This is a genomic window from Streptomyces sp. LARHCF249, assembly GCF_052871255.1.
Map to the genome: position 1 here is coordinate 215,791 of NZ_JBIXJQ010000006.1, position 16,652 is coordinate 232,442.

A 16,652-nucleotide genomic window follows, 5' to 3' on the forward strand; every position below is an offset into this window, starting at 1 on the left:
CGCGCACCGGGCCTGCTTCTGGGGGGAGATGTGGATCAGGGGTCAGCCGCAGCAGCCGCCCTCCGGCTGGAGGGGCTTGATCGGCTCGTAGGCGGAGCCGCCGAGCAGCTTGGCCTTCAGACGGCCGATCGCCGTGGTCGGCTCCTCTTCCGTGCTGAGCCCCAGCGCATCACGACGGGCCACGCCGTACGCGGCGTGGAGCTCGGCGACCTTGGGACGAAGAGCGGTGTCCGTGACGAGGACCGCCGAGCGGAGCTGATGCGGCTTGAAGCCGCGCAGCCGCTTGGCTTCGTCCGCACCAGGACCGGCCTCGATGGCGGTGATGCCTTCGGCGTACGCATCGCGCAGCGGGCGGTCCAGGACGAGCTCGAAGTAGATGCCGCTGCGCTCACCGAGGGCCTCGTAGTCGAAGCCGGCCCACTTCACGAACAGCCGCTTGCCCTGGCGGACGGTCACCGAGACGGCGGCGACCTCGTCGTCCTTGTAGGCGAGGTAGGCGCGGACATCGGCGCCGCCCTCGACGAGGGCGCTGATCAGGGCGTGGATGTGAGTCACGTCCTCCCCGCCGCTGTACTTCTGCCGGTTCTCGGTGATCAGCCCGGAGATCCGGCCGACCAGCGGACGCAGCGCATCCCGGTCCTTGCGCTCGATACGGGTGCCGGACGTCGCGGCGCGGTCGCTGTCCTCCTTGACGCGGCGCCGCTTACGGGCCGGGAGGGAGGCGAGGTAGGCGTCGTAGCTGTCGTGCTGGAGGCTGAGCAGGTTGTTCTCGCCGTGGAAGGCGATGTCGCCGCCGTACGCCTGGAGGGCGAGCGCGAGAACCTCGCTGTGCGGACTGTCATGCAGCCACGGGGCGGTGATCGAGCGGACGCCCGCCTCGATCGCGGCGGGCACGATGCGGTCGATCAGGTCCGCTACCAGCAGCGGGTCCTCGACGGAGGCGGAAGCCTCGGAGCGATAGCCGAGCGGGGAACCGAGGAGCAGGGTCGGGAAGAACGCCGCCTCACCCAGAGCCTCGACCGTGCCGGTGGCGTCGCAGCAGGAGGTCGTGTCGCAGCAGGAGGAGGCGGTGGCGGAGCAGCAGGCCACCGCGCCGGACTTGGGCAGCCAGCCGAGGTAGGTGCGCGGGTCGGCTTCCACGATGGGGTCGGCGTCGAAGAGGAAGCCGGGCAGGAAGGCGAGTTCACCCTCGCCGCGGTCGGCGACCGTGTGCCAGGGCTTGGCCCCGGTCAGGCTGGTCTCGGTCGCCCTGAGCCAGCCGGGCAGTAGGTAGGGGGCGGGGTCGGTGGCCTGCGGGACACTGCCGCCGAGGGCCGCGACCGCATCGTCGAGCGAGAGACCGGTCCGTACGTCCGCCGGGTCTTCCTGCTCGGTGCTGCCGCAGCAGGAGACCGGCTCGGGCGCGGGCTGTGCGGGGCCGCAGCAGCCTGATTCCTGGGCGGGCTCCGGTTCGGCCTCGGCCTTGGTGGTCCCGCAGGAGGAGGACTCTTCGGCCTCCACCTTTTCGGGGGTTCCGCAGCAGGAGTCTTCCAGCACCACGAGCGCCGGGGCCGGCTCCTCAGTGGTGGCGCAGCAGGTGGTGCTCATCTCTCGTTCTCCTTGGATCGCAGTTGCGGTGCGTCTCGGATGAGGGGGTGAGGGGTGGGGCGACGGGCTGTAGCTCAGTCCCAGCCGGCACCGTCGGTGGAGGGGTCGGTCGGGGCGGCGTCCCAGCCGGCGCCGTCGGTGCTCGTGGGAGCGACGTCCCAGCCGGCACCGGCGATGGTCGTGGGAGCGACGTCCCAGCCGGCACCGGCGATGGTCGTGGGAGCGACGTCCCAGCCGGCTCCGGACACGGTGTTGCGGGCGAGGGCGTCGAGGGCAGCGGCAGAGCCAAGTCCGATGACGGTGACCAGGACGGTGGCGGCAAGGCTCATCGAGGTACGCGAAACAGACATGACTCTCCCCAGGAAGTGACTTCGGCTTTTTGGTGACCGGCGGCCCTTCGGCCTTTCCGTGTCCCGGGGGGTGGTCGCCCTCCCGGTGTTCATGAGTCTGTCCGAGGTCACCCAGGGTGTGGAAGAGATCACTGCTGGCAGGAAGCGCGCTAGGCACCCTCATGCCAAAACATGCCGGAGGGCCGGTATATCCGCGAGTGGCGCGAAGACAACCAGCCCTTGGCTGAAAGGAGTTGGGTCGAGCCTGGAGCGCGCGCGACGCGGGGCCGGCTCAGGGCGGGGTTCAGGCGGGAAGCGGCTCCGCCGAGGGGTCCAGCGCCTGGCACAGCACGGTCAGGCTGCCGACCGCGATCCGGTAGTACGTCTGGCGTCCACGCCGCTCCCGCTCCAGGAAGCCCGCCTCGAAGAGGACCTTCAGGTGGTGCGAGACCGTCGGCTGGGTCAGCCCCAGCGGCTCAGTGAGATCGCACGTGCACGCCTCGCCCCCCGGCTGGGTGCGGATCAGCCCGAGCAGACGCAGCCGGGTGGAGTCCGCGACGACCTTCAATGCGGACGCGAGGTCATCGGCCGCCTCGGGAGTGAGGGGGCCGGCGAGCACGGGGGAGCAGCAGAGCTCCGAGATGGGAGTGGGCATACCCGATCCAACGATGACCATCTATGGATTGTTCCCCGAACGCATTGACAGTCATCTATGAATCCGGCAGAGTTCAACTCATCGACAGCCGTCTATGAGTTGGAGCTCTCCGTGCTTGACACCGTTCTCGACATCCTGGGCCAGACGGCCCAAGACGTCCTCCGCACCCTGGGCACGAACTGGCCGTTCCTGCTGATCAGCGTCATCGTGGCGTCGGCCATCCCGGTGTACATCGGAGCGGAGCGGCTCTCCTCCTGGCTGCGCCGCAAGACGCTCTACGCGGTTCTCGGAGCCGTCATCCTGGCGACGCTCACTCCGTTCTGCTCCTGCGGAACCACGGCAGTGGTCCTGGGCGCTCTCGCCTCGTCGGTTCCCTGGGCCCCCGTCGTCACCTTCATGGTCGCCTCGCCACTGACCAGCCCGGAGGAACTCGTACTCTCCATAGGCTTGTTCGGTGCCGACTTCGCCTTGACCTTCTTCGTGGCGGCGATCGTCATCGGCCTCTTCGCCGGTCTGGTGACCTGGCTGATCGAGAAGACGGGCTGGCTCAAGGGCCAGGCCCGCCTGACCTCCACGGAGGCGGAGAAGAAGGCCGAGGAGAGCTGCTGCACCAGCGATGACGCGGAGGATGGCGTCTCGGGTGGCGGCGTGAGCACCCCGGCCGGCGGCGGCAGTGGTGGCGGTCTGGCCCGCACCGCCCTGCTCACCCGGCCCATCGCCCCGGCCCCGGCCCCCGCGCCGGTCGAGACGAGCCTGGTCAAGCGCTGGAAGCTCGACGAGTTCGGCAAGGAACTCCGGATCACCAGCAAGCGCCTCGCGATCTACTTCCTGGCCTTCGCGACGCTGGGCTACCTGCTCATCAACTCGATCCCGACCGCCTTCCTCACGGACTACCTCGGCGGGGACAGCCTCTTCGCCGTCCCGCTCGCCGCTCTGATCGGCATCCCCGTCTACCTCAACACCGACGGCTCGCTCCCCCTGGTGGCCACCCTGATGCAGGGCGGCATGGGCCCCGGCCCGGCGCTCGCCTTCCTGGTGACCGGTGCGGGTACCAGCGTCGGCGCCATCAGCGGCATGCTCCTCATCGCCCGCTGGCGCGTGGTGGGCCTGGTCGTCGGCATCCTCTTCACCGGGGCGATCGTCCTCGGCTACACGGCCCCCATGTGGCTCTGACATCCCTGGCGGTACCCCTGGCAACATCCCTGGCCTGAGCGCCAGCGCACAGACGGCAACGGCCCGCCCCCTGCTCCGGGGCGGGCTGCAGCCGTTTCTACGGGCACTTGTGGGACGGCCCCGCTCAGAGCGCCGCTTGACCCAACGCCGGCTTCATTGCCGCCAACTGGCCGATCAGCCCGTCCAGGCAGTCCGAACGCACCTGGTAGTACACCTCGTTTGCCCGCCGCTCGGCGGACAGCACCCCCGCCTCGCGCAACTTCTTCAAGTGGTGACTGATGGTCGGACCCGAAACCGAGAACTCGGCGGCGATCTCGCCCACGCACACCTCGCCGGCCGGACAGCACGCGACGATGCTCGCGATCCGCAGCCGCACGGGGTCGGCCAGCGCCTTGAACGCGGCCGCCAGATCGGTTGCCTCAGCGGCAGTCATGGGCTCAGGACAACAAGTGGCGAGTATTCCGGCGGGCGAAGGCTTGATCATGCGCCCAATCTGACGGATCCGGCCCCTGCTCGTCCAGAGACGCCCGCGAGACGGGACGGCGCCCTCCAACCCATTGACGGCCATCTATGTGTTCTGCCATGCTCAACCCATAGACACTCGCCTATGAATCGAGGATGTCATGTCGTCCATCCGCCGCTCCATCCAGAACTTCCGCCGCGCCCGCAACGACGCATTCACCGCCGGAGTCCGCTTCTGCGACGGCTGCGCCGAAGTCACCAACTCCGCCAGCCACTACGCCGAGATCCGCCGCACCCAGGCGTCCGCACTCTCGCTCTACGGCCCGCGCGGCTGAAGCCCAGCGCCACCGCACCGAACCAGACCCAGAGGAACGCCGTGAGCACTGCACAGTCCACCCCCGAGGCGATCAGCCGAATCCGCCTGACCCGGCGTGCGGCGCACGTCCCGCCGTCCGCGACCGCCGCCCTGGACGCCCAGGCGAAGGCCCTGATCGCCCAGGGGGTGGACGTCATCAACCTCACGAGCGGCGAACCCGCCTTCCCGACCGTCGAGCCGGCAGCGCAGGCTGCCCTCGACGCCATCGCCACCGACTTCACCCGCTACACGCCGGCCGCCGGAATCCCTGAACTTCGTACGGCCACAGCGAAGTTCCTCAACCGGCACGGGACGGCGTACGAGGCCGGACAGGTGGTCATCACGGCAGGTGCCAAGCAGGCCCTGCACTACGCCTTCACCACCCTGGTGGAGCCCGGCGACGAGATCCTCATCCCGGCGCCCTACTGGGTCAGCTACCCCCACCTCGCCGCCCTGGCCGGAGGCACCCTCGTACCCGTCCAGCCCGCCCAGGGCTCGGGGCTGAAGGTGACCGCCGACCAGCTGCGCGCCGCGGTCACCGACCGGACCAGGGTCCTCCTGCTGAACAACCCGGCCAACCCCTCCGGCGTCGTCTACGACCGGACCGAACTGGCCGCCCTCGTGCAGGTCGCGATCGACCACGACCTGGCCATCATCAGCGACGAGATCTGCGACCACTGGACCTTCGGTGACGCCGAGCACGTCTCGGTCGCCGCCCTTGGCCCCGAGGCCGCGGCACGCACGCTCACGATCGGCGGCGTGTCCAAGACCTTCGCCATGACGGGCTGGCGCATCGGCTGGATCGCCGCCCCCACGCCCGTCGCCCAGGCCGTCACGGCGATCCAGAGCCACACCGCCTCGGCCCCGTCCTCCATCTCCCAGAAGGCCGCCCTCGGCGCACTCACCGCAGACCTCGGCCCGGAGCTGGAACGGCGCCGCCTTGAACTCGACGACCGCCGCCTGACCACCATCAAGGCCCTCGCGGGCATCCCGGGCGTCGAGGTCGCCGGCAACCCGATCGGAGCCTTCTTCCTGTTCGCCGACGTCTCGGCCACCTACGGCCACACCCTGGCGGGCCGCACCATCACCTCCGCAGCGGACTTCGCGGAACTCCTCCTGACGGAGGCCAACGTCGCGGTGATCCCCGGCGCCGACTTCGCGGCCCCCGACCACGTCCGCATCTCCTACACGGTCCCTCCGGACCGCCTGGCGGAAGCGCTGACCCGCGTCGCGGACTTCGTGGCGAGACTCGGAAGCGGTGTTGCGTAGAGAAGGCTGCTAACGCGGGAGGGGCGGAGACAGATGCTCGAGGTCGATCTCTTCGCTTCGGAGGATGCGCTCGTATGCGACCTCCCGCGCGGTTGCCACCTCTGATGAGAACTCCCCTCCGGCGACAGCGTTCGCAATGTCCGGAAGGGCAGATGTAGGTGGCCTGCACGTGGCAGCGAGCGATTCGGCGAAGCACTCCCATAGCCACAACCGGTCAGCGAGGCTGGTTGACGGAGACGCCTCGACGATCTTTTCTGCGATAGCGGCAGGCTTCCGGATCAGAGAACCCTCGCCGTCCCAGAGCCATCGCGATAGGGCCGCCGATGCGCTGGGAGGTGGTTGCCCTTCGTGGAGTACAGGCAGGAGCCCTGGCTTTACCACGACGAGAAGCGTCAGTTCATAGGGAGCCCCGTCGTCCCAACTAGGGCTGCATTCGAGCCGCAGGGATTCGACCCTCTCGTCCAGCACGCGTCCGAGTGCGCTGGTGGCACGCCCTGCCTTGTCGATGACCAAGCCCTTCAGCGGCTGGAGCCACTCGGAGACCGCATCCGGGAAGGCGAACCGTGAAAATCGACGGCCTACACGCATGCCGAACAGACGTAGGGCCTGGGTCGATGCAACACCTCGCTGAGGCACGAGTAGAGCTACGTGGTGCTTCGAGACTGTAGCCACATGGTCGAGGTCGGCGAAGGTGTCCGTCCCTGCCTCCGGGACCAGGACGTAGCCGGGCATCGCACCCTTCCCAGCCTGTCGTGCAGCGTTTCCGATCAGGCGGATGAGGGGCGCAACCTGGAGGTATTCCTTGCTGTCTCGTACAACGTCGCAGGTCTGGCTGATGATCACCACGCCGTCAGGTGTCGGCAACCAGGATGCCTCGCCCATAGGTCCCAGGCACGGGATCCGCTCGGTCTTCAGGATGTCTGCCTGCTGAAACCCAGTGAGGCTCAAACGGGCAGGCTGCACCCGCCCGCCTTGCTCGTCCTGCCGCCCTCCCGGTGGTTCCGAGGGAGCAGGTGGCTCGATCACGATGTGCTGGCCCCCGTCAGTCGTCGGCGATCCCCAGGAGACCTGCAGGCGTGTATCCCGATCCCGAGATCGGAGGCCCAGGCCGGCGATGCTCATCCAAGAATCGCTCAACCGGAGTGATTCCGTCAGGGGCTGGAGCGAAAAGCCACGCTCGTCGTTCGTCGGTCGACCCACCAGGAGCCGCATTGACCAGCTGTAGCAATGCGCCCAGCAGTTCGGTGTTGTGGGCGTTCATCCGCTTCCCAGCAGCCCACATGTGTACAGCCCGCCGAGAGACCCCGAACAATTTTCCGAGCTGGTCCCACGTCAGACCGGAGTGATCATGGAGGTGGGCCACCATCTCAGCCGTGGACGCCTGAGACGGGACGGCCGGTCTGACTTCCGATAGTTCCAGTGCTGTGACCGTGAAGTCGTCAGCCGCCTGCGGGGTGCTGGTGAGCCCATCCAGCGGCACTATCGCCTCTGTCGGCGTCACGTCCGCTCCGAGCGTCGTGCTGCGGGCCAGGCAGGCAGCAGCAACCTGGCCGGCCATCCACACCTGGATCCGTGGCTGCCCGGGGCGCCGATGCCGGGGCTGTGGCTCTTCGGGATCCCGTGCGGAGGTGGCTGTACGCAGGCTGGGAGGCATCAGCACCGTGGCTGTCATGGATGGCCGCCGAAATGGGTCAGGAACTGATCTGTGACAGCCCACCGGAAGAAGGTGTGAGCGCGCTCTGCGCAGGCCACAGCGGCGGCCTTGACTGAATGCGATTCGGCGGCCAAGCCTCTGCGACCGTCAGGGAATTCCTGGTAGGAGTCCAGGTCGAGCACCCAGTTTGGCTCCGGCACTGCATCGATCGTGGGGTCGAACGTGGCGCCGCCGGGCAGTCGGCCGTACTGCACCAGAAGGTTGCGGGCTTCGCCGAACGAGAGCTGGGCCTGGGAGAGCGTGTACGTCAGATCGACACCGGGGCCTGGGTCGACTCCAACCAGCCCCAGCAACTCCGGGTGGACGAGTTCGGTCAGTCTGGCAAGCGTTTCGGGCCCCTGAAGTCGGTTCGTGTACCGAACCGCCACTCGACTGTACGTAGGCACATGGGTGACGTCCTGAAAGATCCTGGCCAGCCGAGCCAGTTCATCGCAGAACGCTGTGCGCCCGAGGTAGTCGGTGGTCTCCAGGGTGAGCGCGCCATTATTCAGAGCCACCAGGGTTTGGCGGTCGTGTGACCGCAGCCGCCAAAGCTTGCCGATCTCGGTGTGCTGAACCGGCTGCCCTGCGGTGAAACGCAGAGCTTGCTCCAAGCCCTGCTCAACGAAGGGGTAATCCTCGGAGAGAGCCTTCATGTACGCCTGGGCCGCCTCGTCGCCGGACGCCAAGACCGACAGCGTTCCGAAGCGGAGCTGCCCGATCACCCGCGCTAGAGGCGCTGGATCAAGGGGCACGTCCGCGACCACCGGGTTCTCGAAGATCGCTCCCCGCTCTTCCCTGTCCACACTTCACACTCTACTTCTCACACCAGCGAAGGGTAAGACGGCGCACAGGTGGCTTCGCTCCGGCATGACAGGAGCCTCGCCCCCGAGCGCGCGTGATGCCCCAGCCGGGGGGGTGAGTGCGTGGTCTCGGAGATCGCCCCCGCGCCCTCCATCTGATTGCTTGCGGGAGCAATGCCGGGTGTCGGCGACCTGCCGGCGGGAGATCCGGGCGGCTCGCGCTCCCTGCGAGGCAGCAATGAGAAGGGCGTGCCCCAACCGTGCCCTTAAGGACGGTCAACAGCGGTCAAAAGCGGATCCCGGAGCGCCTCCGAGAGGGGCCCGCCGGGGCCTGTTTTCGCAGGTCAGACCGCAGGCGAACACGTTCTGCGCAGTAGATTCCCAAGCTTATAGCGCGGGTTCGATTCCCGTCATCCGCTCTTGCAAGAAGGCCCAGGTCAGCGACCTGGGCCTTCGTTGTTGTCTAGACCTGTTAGACCCCTCCCGCGCCCTTCACGTGTCCCAACTGGCGGGAATGCCCTGCTCGGAGGGTCTGCCGCGCACCACATGCCACGTCACCGTCACCCGGCGCCGGTCGGTGGGGGGCGCCGGGCTCCCGAAACGCTGCACTCGGGGGAAATCAATATCTATCCCCGCGGTCGGAGAGTTTAATGGGCCCCGCGGGGAGAGTTTTTTCGCGCCGCACACGATGGAGATATTTCACGCACACAAACAGCTGCGGCGTGCTACTGTCGATCTCGGTTGCAGTTTTGGTACCCAAAAACTTCAAGCGCTCCAGTCGGCCTTCGCCACATTCGAGCGCTTCATATTTCCGGTCATTTTCCGGCGGGGCATCATCGCGGCGACACGGTGTCCGTACAGTGCGGACGCTGGTGTACTGCCCCAAAGGAGATATGACATGGCATCTGGCACCGTGAAGTGGTTCAACGCGGCAAAGGGTTTCGGTTTCATCGAGCAGGACGGCGGCGGCGACGACGTCTTCGCCCACTTCTCGAACATCGCAGCCCAGGGCTTCCGTGAGCTAGTGGAAGGCCAGAAGGTCACCTTCGACATCGCGCAGGGCCAGAAGGGCCCGACGGCCGAGAACATCGTTCCCGCCTGACGCTGACGCGCATTTCGTAGCTGGGGCCCGCATCCCTCGGGGTGCGGGCCCCAGCTGCACATATTTCCCGCAGTGGGGTCACCTGCGGGACGAAACACTCAGGGTTACAGCCTCCTCGGAGCTTCAACCCTACTCGACTTTTCTGGATTTCGCGTCCACATGACGCCACCCCAGCTCAGCGCCTGCGACCGTACAGAATCCCTGTAGTCCAGAGTCGCTTTCGCATTCCATTCGGCCCGTTCTTGCGATCCCCTGCGCTTCTTTTCCGCTGCGGGAATTCCTTGATACGTGCCGCATCAAGGAAGGTTCGAAATGAACCGCACTCGTACGAATGACCGTTCCTCCCGCACCCGCAGCCGCACCGGCGGCCCCTCTTTCGGCGCTGCCGCCGGTTCGGAGCGGGCCAGCCGGTTCGGATCGTCGACCCCGAGCCGTTCCGGAGGTCCGAGCCGCTCGGGCGGCTACGGCCGCCGACCCGCCGCGGTGCAGGGCGAGTTCGCCCTGCCGAAGACCATGACTCCCGCGCTGCCCGCGGTCGAGGCCTTCGCCGACCTCGCCATGCCGGCCGAGCTGTTGGCCGCTCTCGGCGCGCAGGGCGTGACCGTGCCCTTCCCGATCCAGGGCGCCACCCTGCCCAACACCCTTGCGGGCCGTGACGTGCTCGGCCGCGGGCGCACCGGCTCCGGCAAGACGCTCGCCTTCGGCCTCGCGCTGCTGGCCCGTACCGCCGGGCAGCGCGCCGAGCCCCGCCAGCCGCTCGCCCTCGTCCTCGTCCCCACCCGCGAGCTGGCCCAGCAGGTGACCGACGCCCTCACCCCCTACGCCCGCGCCGTGAAGCTGCGCCTGACCACGGTCGTCGGCGGCATGTCGATCGGCAAGCAGGCCGGAGCGCTGCGCGCAGGCACAGAGGTCGTCGTAGCCACGCCCGGCAGGTTGAAGGACCTCATCGACCGCGGCGACTGCCACCTGAACCGGGTCGCGATCACCGTCCTGGACGAAGCCGACCAGATGGCCGACATGGGCTTCATGCCGCAGGTCACCGCTCTCCTGGACCAGGTGCGTCCCGAAGGGCAGCGGATGCTGTTCTCCGCCACCCTGGACCGGAATGTCGATCTGCTGGTTCGCCGGTACCTGACCGACCCGGTCGTGCACTCGGTGGATCCCTCGGCCGGTGCGGTGACGACGATGGAGCACCACGTGCTCCACGTCCACGGCGCCGACAAGCACCGCACCACGACGGAGATCGCGGCGCGCGAGGGCCGGGTGATGATGTTCCTGGACACCAAGCACGCCGTGGACCGCCTCACCCAGGACCTCCTCAACAGCGGGGTCCGCGCCGCCGCCCTGCACGGCGGGAAGTCCCAGCCCCAGCGCACCCGCACCCTGGCCCAGTTCAAGACCGGGCACGTCACCGTGCTGGTCGCGACGAACGTCGCCGCGCGCGGCATCCACGTCGACAACCTCGACCTCGTCGTCAACGTGGACCCGCCGACCGACCCCAAGGACTACCTCCACCGCGGCGGACGCACCGCCCGCGCCGGCGAGTCCGGCAGCGTCGTCACCCTGGTCACCCCCAACCAGCGCCGCGACATGACCCGCCTCATGCAGGCCGCCGGCATCACCCCGCAGACCACCCAGGTCCGCTCGGGCGAAGAGGCCCTGAACCGCATCACCGGCGCCCAGGCACCCTCCGGCGTCCCCGTCGTCATCACCGCACCGGTCGTCGAACGCGCCAAGCGCAGCACGGCCTCCCGTGGCAGGCGTCGGCCCGCTTCGACGGTCCGGCGTGTGAGCGTGCGGCAGTCCGCCTTCGATGCGGCGGCCTGAGAACCACGTGATCAGGAAACTGACCCATCTCTGCAGGAGGCACGTTTTGACGCTGGTCCAGATGCAGCCCCGCTCCGCGAACACCAACCCCGTGCACCGGACGGTGGGCGACGCGATGGAGGCGGCCGGTCCACAGGTCTGTGACGACATGACGGTCGAGGTGGCCCTGGCCGTCATGGCCGGCGCCCGCGCGGGTCATCTGCTCGTCTGCGACGAGGACGGCCTGTGCACCGGGCTGGTCACGCAGGCCCGGCTCACCGCCATCCGCGACAGCGCGGCGTACACCGACCGGGTCCGTCTCCGCGACCTGCTGGGGGACCGCGGGCCGGTCGCCTCACCCGTGACCACGATGGCCGAAGCCGAACACGCGATGCGCTACCGCCGGCTCGATGCCCTGCCGGTCGTCGATGACCAGGGCAGTGCTCTGGGCGTTCTCGCCCTTGCCCGCTGAACCGCCTCACCACGGCACGACCGTCCCCCTTTCTCCTTCCTGTGAGGCAACATGCGCTGTGTCATCGCCCGTTTCCCGTTCGACCTGACCAAGAGCGGTGTCCTGGAGTCGATGAAGGGCATCAAGCCCGAGCAGGTCGTCGGCGAGTCAGTGATCATCGGACGCCGTACCTACCCCGCCAAGCAGGTCGGCCAGGTCATCACCCGCCAGGACCGCCGTGACTTCAGCGCCGGTGAAGTCCTCCGGGCCATGACCCAGCTCGGGTTCACCTGCCGCGGCCTCCCCCGGGCCGCCATGCCCACGCGCGTCCTCAGCCCGCTCCAGCAGGCTTCCGCGATGCTCGGCAATCCGGTGACCGTCTGACGGACAGGACCGGCGCAAGCCGACACCCGAACAGCGAAGAGGGCCCGACCGGCAAGCGCCTGGTCGGGCCTTCCCGCGTACCCAGGGGTTTCCTACACGAGGATCGAGACGCGGTACATCCCCTGCCCGGACTCCACCAAGGTGGCGACGTCAACGAGCAGCTCGTCAGGCTTCGACATGAAAGCGGATTCAATTCACCGGCCGTCCCGCCTGCTCGGGCGGTCGCGCTACCGGCTCTCAGCGCAGTGTGCGGTGATGTCGGCCGGAGCGTCGGATGTGCAAGACCAGGTACACCAGGGCGGCGACGAACACCACGATGCCGATGATCAGCAGGTAGAACAGCCCTTCGGCGACGGCGCCGATGAGGCCCAGCACGATCGCCACGATGACGAGGATCAGGAAGAGCACCATGCCGCAAGGCACCTCCTCGATAGGCCGGTCAGCGGCGGGCGAGCTGCCGCTCACCTTTCGCGCCCGGCTGGTAGGGCAGACCATAGTGCGCTAACACGGCGGCTTCGTCCTCGACGGGCAGGACATCGTCCGTCCCGATCGCCGGGCACTTTTTCGCACTTCCAGCCTGCCCCGCAAAGCCCGCCCACACCAGCCTGGCCGCCCGCGGCTCCAGCCCGGGCGGCCGGCCGCGACGTCACCGACCGGTCCTTGTGCTCTCCGGCTCATCACGCCCGGAGCCCCCAGCGCCCCCGCTCCGAGCCGTGGCGGATGTCCCGTGCCCGGTGTGGTGTGGTCTCACTCCTTGCCCCGGTGCCGTTCGAGGTCGATTACCTCACCGTCGAACACGCGGAAATCTATGACGGCCAGAGTAGACATTGGACGGTGGCGTGGTTATGGTTTCTCTCGTAGCCAGAGAGACAGCAGGGCCCGGCAGAGACGAACTGCCGGGCAGCAGTACCCGCAGTTGCAGTGCGCAGGACGGTGCGGTGGTGGAGTTCCGAAGCCAGGGATGTTGCAGGACGGTGACGGGACTGACGACCGGACCGGGTGGCCCGCAGTGATCAGGGGCCACCGCCAGAAGTACCGCAGTTGACGCAGTGGCAGTACCCGTAAGTGCAGTACCAGCAGTGAAGTCAGTGAGCAGCACCTCGGTGAAGGCGTCGGCTGCGGGCGCGCGCACCGGGAAGTTCGGCAGTGGGGTTCCAGGCCAGAGCAGACGCACGATGGGCGACGGGGCTGGCTGCCGAAGAGTGGCGCTGGGTCAGGCCACCAGCAGTACGCAGTAGAGCAGTACCAGCAGTACCAGCAGTAGGCAATTGATAACCGAGGGAAGAACGGAGGAGCCGAGCGCCATCAGGATCGCCCGGGCGGAAGTCTGAGCCCGGGTACCGCAGGACATCGATAGTGAGGTGGTCTCCGGTCAAGCAACCGCGATCCCCGCACTCCCGGCAGCGTGTCGGCCGGGTCGGCGGAAACACAGGGTCGGCGCAGTATCAGGGCCGACAGATGGTGTAGTAGTTCCTTCGGGGCCCTGGTGCCGTACGGCACCAGGGCCCCTCCATGCGTTCCATGAGAGAGGTTCAATGACAGCAGACGACTCGTTCGGCCGTCTCGATGACGACGACTACCCCGCCTACACCATGGGCCGGGCCGCAGAGATGCTCGGCACCACCCAGGGCTTCCTCCGTGCCATCGGCGAAGCCCGCCTGATCACCCCGCTCCGCTCCGAGGGCGGTCACCGCCGCTACTCCCGCTACCAGCTGCGCATCGCGGCCCGCGCTCGGGAGCTCGTCGACCAGGGCACCCCGATCGAGGCCGCCTGCCGCATCATCATCCTCGAGGACCAGCTCGAGGAAGCCCAGCGCATCAACGCCGAATACCGCCGCGCCGCCGAATCAGCCGCGCCGCCGGCCTCGGCCTGAAGTGACGGTGCCCGCCGGCACTGGCGGGGGTCGGGTCGTGGCTGCAAGCCGGGTGGTGGGTGGAGTGCTATTCAGGCGCTGATGCTTCTGTGAGGTCCGCCCCGGCGTCAGCGCTGCGCGTGCCCCGATGGGTGCCGTGCCAGTCCAGGCACACATGACCTCGACCGTTCCGTGTCTGAGGCGCAGCGGCCAGGGATGCCCCGCATCAGCTCCGGAACGGCCTCGGTGATCCGCACGGCGGGGGATCCAGGATGGCCGAGGTCCGGCGCGCCACAGCGCAACCGCCGGAAAATGCCTGGTCAAACCGGCCATAACGCATCGAACAGATGTACACTGAAAGCACCGGAGGTACTTCGCGCACCGGCTTTCACGCAGGTGTCACTTCCGGCGATCGCCTAAAATCCGGACTGCCGACGGGCAGTCCGGGGGCAGGTCCGCATCATGACCACCACCCTCGACCGGACCGCGCCCCGCGACCTCGCCGCAGAGCTCCCGGCACGCTTGTCCCTGACCCCGAGAACCACACTCGCCGGCCGGCTGGACGGGGCTTGGTGGCCCCACTCCCGCGATCTCGAAGCGGAGCTCCCGCCGCTCGCCGCCGCCCTGGAGGAACCCTGGGGCCGCGTCACCCGCGTCAGCGTGAACCCCACCCGCTGGCCCGTCGTACCGCACACCGTGCCCGTGGACGGGCGCGTGCTGCACGTGGGCTGGTTCACCGAACAGGACCCCGACAAGCTGATCCTGCTCTCCTACACCGTGGGGCGCTGGGACCTCCTTGTCATCCCGCCCGAAACCGAGCCCGCCGCCGCGGCCCGCCTGATGGCCGCCGCCGCGATCCCCGGCAGCGTCCTCACCGCCGCAGTCCTGATGGCCAACGAAGCCGCCATAGGGCGCGGCATCGGCGACGCCGTGCGCCGGGAAGCCACCTGGGAGGGCGAAGGCGGGGCCTGCATGTCCCCCTTCGGGAACCCGATGGGCCGAAGCGCCCTCCCCCTGCCTGGAAACGGCTGGAGGTGAGCTGCGTGGAGGCCCTCGTCCTCACCGCGGTGATCGCCCTCGCGATCGGCCTCGGAATGCTCCTGATCCACCTGCTCAACGCCCAGCACGACGCCCGGATCGCGGCCCACCACTTCAGCGACCCCCTGCCGAGACCTCCCGGCCTGCCGGACGACACCAGTCGTCGAGCCCACCACACGGATGCCGACCGGTGAGGAACAGACCTTCCTCCGACCGGGGGCAGCGGGCGGGGCGCCACGGCGCCCCGCCCCGTCGGCCTCTCGCACACTCCGAAAGGGAACACGCCCACGTGAAGTACGTCGAGACCCAGACGCTGCCGTCGCTCGGACACGCCGAGGTACGGATCATCGCGCACACGCCCGAAGCCGCCCGAGCGGTCGCGGAGGCGCTTCGCCACTGCTTCGCGGGCACGGAACAGCGCAGCTATCCCGGCCTCGACGGCAACACCCGCCTCCACCTCACGGTGGACACGGCAACACCCGCCGGCCCCGCCCGCTCCTGGCTGGCCGCCAGCAGGACGTCCGCCGGCACCGGCGCCCACTCCGACGAGACCTGAGAGCCCCGAGAGGACGCGGTCATGGCGACACTGCACGAACGCAAGACCTACCGCGAACAGGTGCTCCGTGTCCTGTACGAAGCCGTCGAAGGCAACCGGCTCCTCGGCATCACCGGAGCACAGCTGCGGCGCGACCTCCACGTACCGGAACAGGACCTGGCCGCCGCCTGCACCTACCTGGCGGGCGAAGGCCTGATCACCGTCGACTGGGAACCGGGCAACACCCCCGCGATGGTCACCCTCACCCACGCGGGAATCCGGCGCATGGAGGCCGAGGAGGAAGAGCGCAGCTGAATCCCCTTGCACACGCGAAGAGGGCCTGGCGCCTCCGTACCAGGATTCTCACGGCGACAGGTGGCCCGTACCGCCGCGAAACATCGCTGGTGCCGGAGAAGCGCCAGGGGCATATCATGATGAATGGGTCGGTGCACTCTCACGTGCAGCGCCCGGAAGGGCGGCCCCGGCGTGTGAATGTGCCGGGGCCGTTGTGTCATCCTCGTCGCGCCGCGAGGAGCGGAGCATGATCCATCAGCCGATATCCGCGAGTGGCGCGACTGCGGCGTCATCGACCCAAAAGGACACAGGATCGGCTCGCTGGAAGCGATCTACGTGCACACCGCTACCGACGAACCGGCCACGGCCACCGTCCTCACCGGCTTGCCCACCCGCCGGCGCCTGGTCTTCGGCGAACGGAAGCTCGCGCGCCGTGCAGCAACCACCGCGCCCGCAGCCGACCGCTACCAGCCTCGATAGGCCGACGATGCCCGCGCAGACCACAACGGTTTCGGCCTATATCGCCCAGGTTTCAAAAATGCCCGACTTCCTCCCGAGGAAGAGCACTGCCGAAGTGGAAACCAGCAGGCAAACGCCGATGCCGCCCAGCACATACGGTGCCACTGACGCCGCTTTCGGGAAGCGGCCAGCGGGTCGACGCTTGCGCGCAAGTGCGAAGCGCCGGATAAACAGAGCGAGACTCAACATGAGCAGGAACGCGCCGCCGACCTGCAACGCCATCAAGCCGATTTGAATGAGGAAAAGGAGGAGGTACGAGAGCAGCACCCCCACGACTACCCTCACTTACTCAGATTTCGGCATTAATCAGAATCCGGTCGGCTTTCACTGCCGTCGGCTGCAAC

The 16,652-nt window shown here is 68.2% G+C and carries 20 protein-coding genes and 1 pseudogene; 13 read left to right on the forward strand and 8 right to left on the reverse strand.

The window, feature by feature from the left end; translation table 11 throughout:
* Window positions 1-42: 42 nt before the first annotated feature.
* The 3 genes from ACIPUC_RS18955 to ACIPUC_RS18965 form a co-directional block, all read right to left on the reverse strand.
* On the reverse strand, window positions 43-1,587 hold the full coding sequence (locus ACIPUC_RS18955; RefSeq protein WP_446590716.1) for a GNAT family N-acetyltransferase: 1,545 nt from the start codon (window positions 1,585-1,587) through the stop codon (window positions 43-45).
* 74 nt (window positions 1,588-1,661) lie between these two features.
* Window positions 1,662-1,937: a hypothetical protein gene (locus ACIPUC_RS18960; RefSeq protein ID WP_446590718.1), complete on the reverse strand. Its 276-nt coding sequence runs from the start codon at window positions 1,935-1,937 to the stop codon at window positions 1,662-1,664.
* Between the two features lie 283 nt (window positions 1,938-2,220).
* On the reverse strand, window positions 2,221-2,571 hold the full coding sequence (locus ACIPUC_RS18965) for an ArsR/SmtB family transcription factor (RefSeq protein ID WP_446590719.1): 351 nt from the start codon (window positions 2,569-2,571) through the stop codon (window positions 2,221-2,223).
* Between the two features lie 111 nt (window positions 2,572-2,682).
* On the opposite strand from ACIPUC_RS18965, the gene ACIPUC_RS18970 reads away from it, so the two are divergent.
* Window positions 2,683-3,744, forward strand: a complete 1,062-nt coding sequence (locus tag ACIPUC_RS18970) for a permease (protein ID WP_446590720.1) — start codon at window positions 2,683-2,685, stop codon at window positions 3,742-3,744.
* Between the two features lie 124 nt (window positions 3,745-3,868).
* Here ACIPUC_RS18970 and ACIPUC_RS18975 read toward each other — a convergent pair whose 3' ends face one another.
* Complete coding sequence (locus ACIPUC_RS18975; protein WP_446590722.1) at window positions 3,869-4,177, reverse strand: ArsR/SmtB family transcription factor; 309 nt, start codon at window positions 4,175-4,177, stop codon at window positions 3,869-3,871.
* Between the two features lie 190 nt (window positions 4,178-4,367).
* On the opposite strand from ACIPUC_RS18975, the gene ACIPUC_RS18980 reads away from it, so the two are divergent.
* Window positions 4,368-4,541, forward strand: coding sequence for a hypothetical protein (locus ACIPUC_RS18980; protein ID WP_446590723.1), 174 nt, complete (start codon window positions 4,368-4,370; stop codon window positions 4,539-4,541).
* 41 nt (window positions 4,542-4,582) lie between these two features.
* The gene (locus tag ACIPUC_RS18985; RefSeq protein WP_446590724.1) at window positions 4,583-5,830 is read left to right on the forward strand and encodes a pyridoxal phosphate-dependent aminotransferase; all 1,248 of its coding nucleotides are present in this window, start codon (window positions 4,583-4,585) and stop codon (window positions 5,828-5,830) included.
* A 9-nt stretch (window positions 5,831-5,839) separates the two neighbouring features.
* Here ACIPUC_RS18985 and ACIPUC_RS18990 read toward each other — a convergent pair whose 3' ends face one another.
* Entirely contained in the window at window positions 5,840-6,778 is a 939-nt protein-coding gene (locus tag ACIPUC_RS18990; protein ID WP_446590726.1) for a hypothetical protein, read from the reverse strand.
* Between the two features lie 720 nt (window positions 6,779-7,498).
* Window positions 7,499-8,329, reverse strand: a complete 831-nt coding sequence (locus ACIPUC_RS18995; protein ID WP_446590727.1) for a TIGR04255 family protein — start codon at window positions 8,327-8,329, stop codon at window positions 7,499-7,501.
* A gap of 895 nt (window positions 8,330-9,224) precedes the next feature.
* Between ACIPUC_RS18995 and ACIPUC_RS19000 the strand changes: the two genes are divergently transcribed.
* From ACIPUC_RS19000 to ACIPUC_RS19015, 4 genes are all read left to right on the forward strand, one after another.
* Window positions 9,225-9,428, forward strand: coding sequence for a cold-shock protein (locus tag ACIPUC_RS19000; RefSeq protein WP_446590729.1), 204 nt, complete (start codon window positions 9,225-9,227; stop codon window positions 9,426-9,428).
* Between the two features lie 312 nt (window positions 9,429-9,740).
* On the forward strand, window positions 9,741-11,255 hold the full coding sequence (locus tag ACIPUC_RS19005) for a DEAD/DEAH box helicase (protein ID WP_446590730.1): 1,515 nt from the start codon (window positions 9,741-9,743) through the stop codon (window positions 11,253-11,255).
* A gap of 46 nt (window positions 11,256-11,301) precedes the next feature.
* Window positions 11,302-11,706: a CBS domain-containing protein gene (locus tag ACIPUC_RS19010; protein ID WP_446590732.1), complete on the forward strand. Its 405-nt coding sequence runs from the start codon at window positions 11,302-11,304 to the stop codon at window positions 11,704-11,706.
* Between the two features lie 51 nt (window positions 11,707-11,757).
* Complete coding sequence (locus ACIPUC_RS19015; protein ID WP_446590734.1) at window positions 11,758-12,069, forward strand: SCO5918 family protein; 312 nt, start codon at window positions 11,758-11,760, stop codon at window positions 12,067-12,069.
* 237 nt (window positions 12,070-12,306) lie between these two features.
* On the opposite strand, the gene ACIPUC_RS19020 is transcribed toward ACIPUC_RS19015, so the two are convergent.
* The gene (locus ACIPUC_RS19020) at window positions 12,307-12,480 is read right to left on the reverse strand and encodes a hypothetical protein (protein ID WP_446590736.1); all 174 of its coding nucleotides are present in this window, start codon (window positions 12,478-12,480) and stop codon (window positions 12,307-12,309) included.
* A gap of 1,124 nt (window positions 12,481-13,604) precedes the next feature.
* Between ACIPUC_RS19020 and ACIPUC_RS19025 the strand changes: the two genes are divergently transcribed.
* The 6 genes and pseudogenes from ACIPUC_RS19025 to ACIPUC_RS19050 all read left to right on the forward strand — a co-directional run.
* Window positions 13,605-13,943 (forward strand): MerR family transcriptional regulator, encoded by a 339-nt coding sequence (locus ACIPUC_RS19025; protein ID WP_328962387.1) that lies wholly within the window; start codon window positions 13,605-13,607, stop codon window positions 13,941-13,943.
* Between the two features lie 441 nt (window positions 13,944-14,384).
* Window positions 14,385-14,960, forward strand: coding sequence for a DUF5994 family protein (locus ACIPUC_RS19030; protein WP_446590737.1), 576 nt, complete (start codon window positions 14,385-14,387; stop codon window positions 14,958-14,960).
* A gap of 5 nt (window positions 14,961-14,965) precedes the next feature.
* Window positions 14,966-15,154, forward strand: coding sequence for a hypothetical protein (locus ACIPUC_RS19035; RefSeq protein ID WP_446590739.1), 189 nt, complete (start codon window positions 14,966-14,968; stop codon window positions 15,152-15,154).
* A gap of 95 nt (window positions 15,155-15,249) precedes the next feature.
* Entirely contained in the window at window positions 15,250-15,516 is a 267-nt protein-coding gene (locus ACIPUC_RS19040; protein WP_446590741.1) for a hypothetical protein, read from the forward strand.
* 21 nt (window positions 15,517-15,537) lie between these two features.
* Window positions 15,538-15,810, forward strand: a complete 273-nt coding sequence (locus ACIPUC_RS19045; RefSeq protein ID WP_446590742.1) for a hypothetical protein — start codon at window positions 15,538-15,540, stop codon at window positions 15,808-15,810.
* 177 nt (window positions 15,811-15,987) lie between these two features.
* Window positions 15,988-16,200, forward strand: a pseudogene (locus ACIPUC_RS19050) (hypothetical protein); the annotation flags it as partial.
* A gap of 105 nt (window positions 16,201-16,305) precedes the next feature.
* Here the strand turns inward: ACIPUC_RS19050 and ACIPUC_RS19055 are convergent.
* Window positions 16,306-16,581: a hypothetical protein gene (locus ACIPUC_RS19055; protein WP_446590743.1), complete on the reverse strand. Its 276-nt coding sequence runs from the start codon at window positions 16,579-16,581 to the stop codon at window positions 16,306-16,308.
* Window positions 16,582-16,652 lie beyond the last annotated feature (71 nt).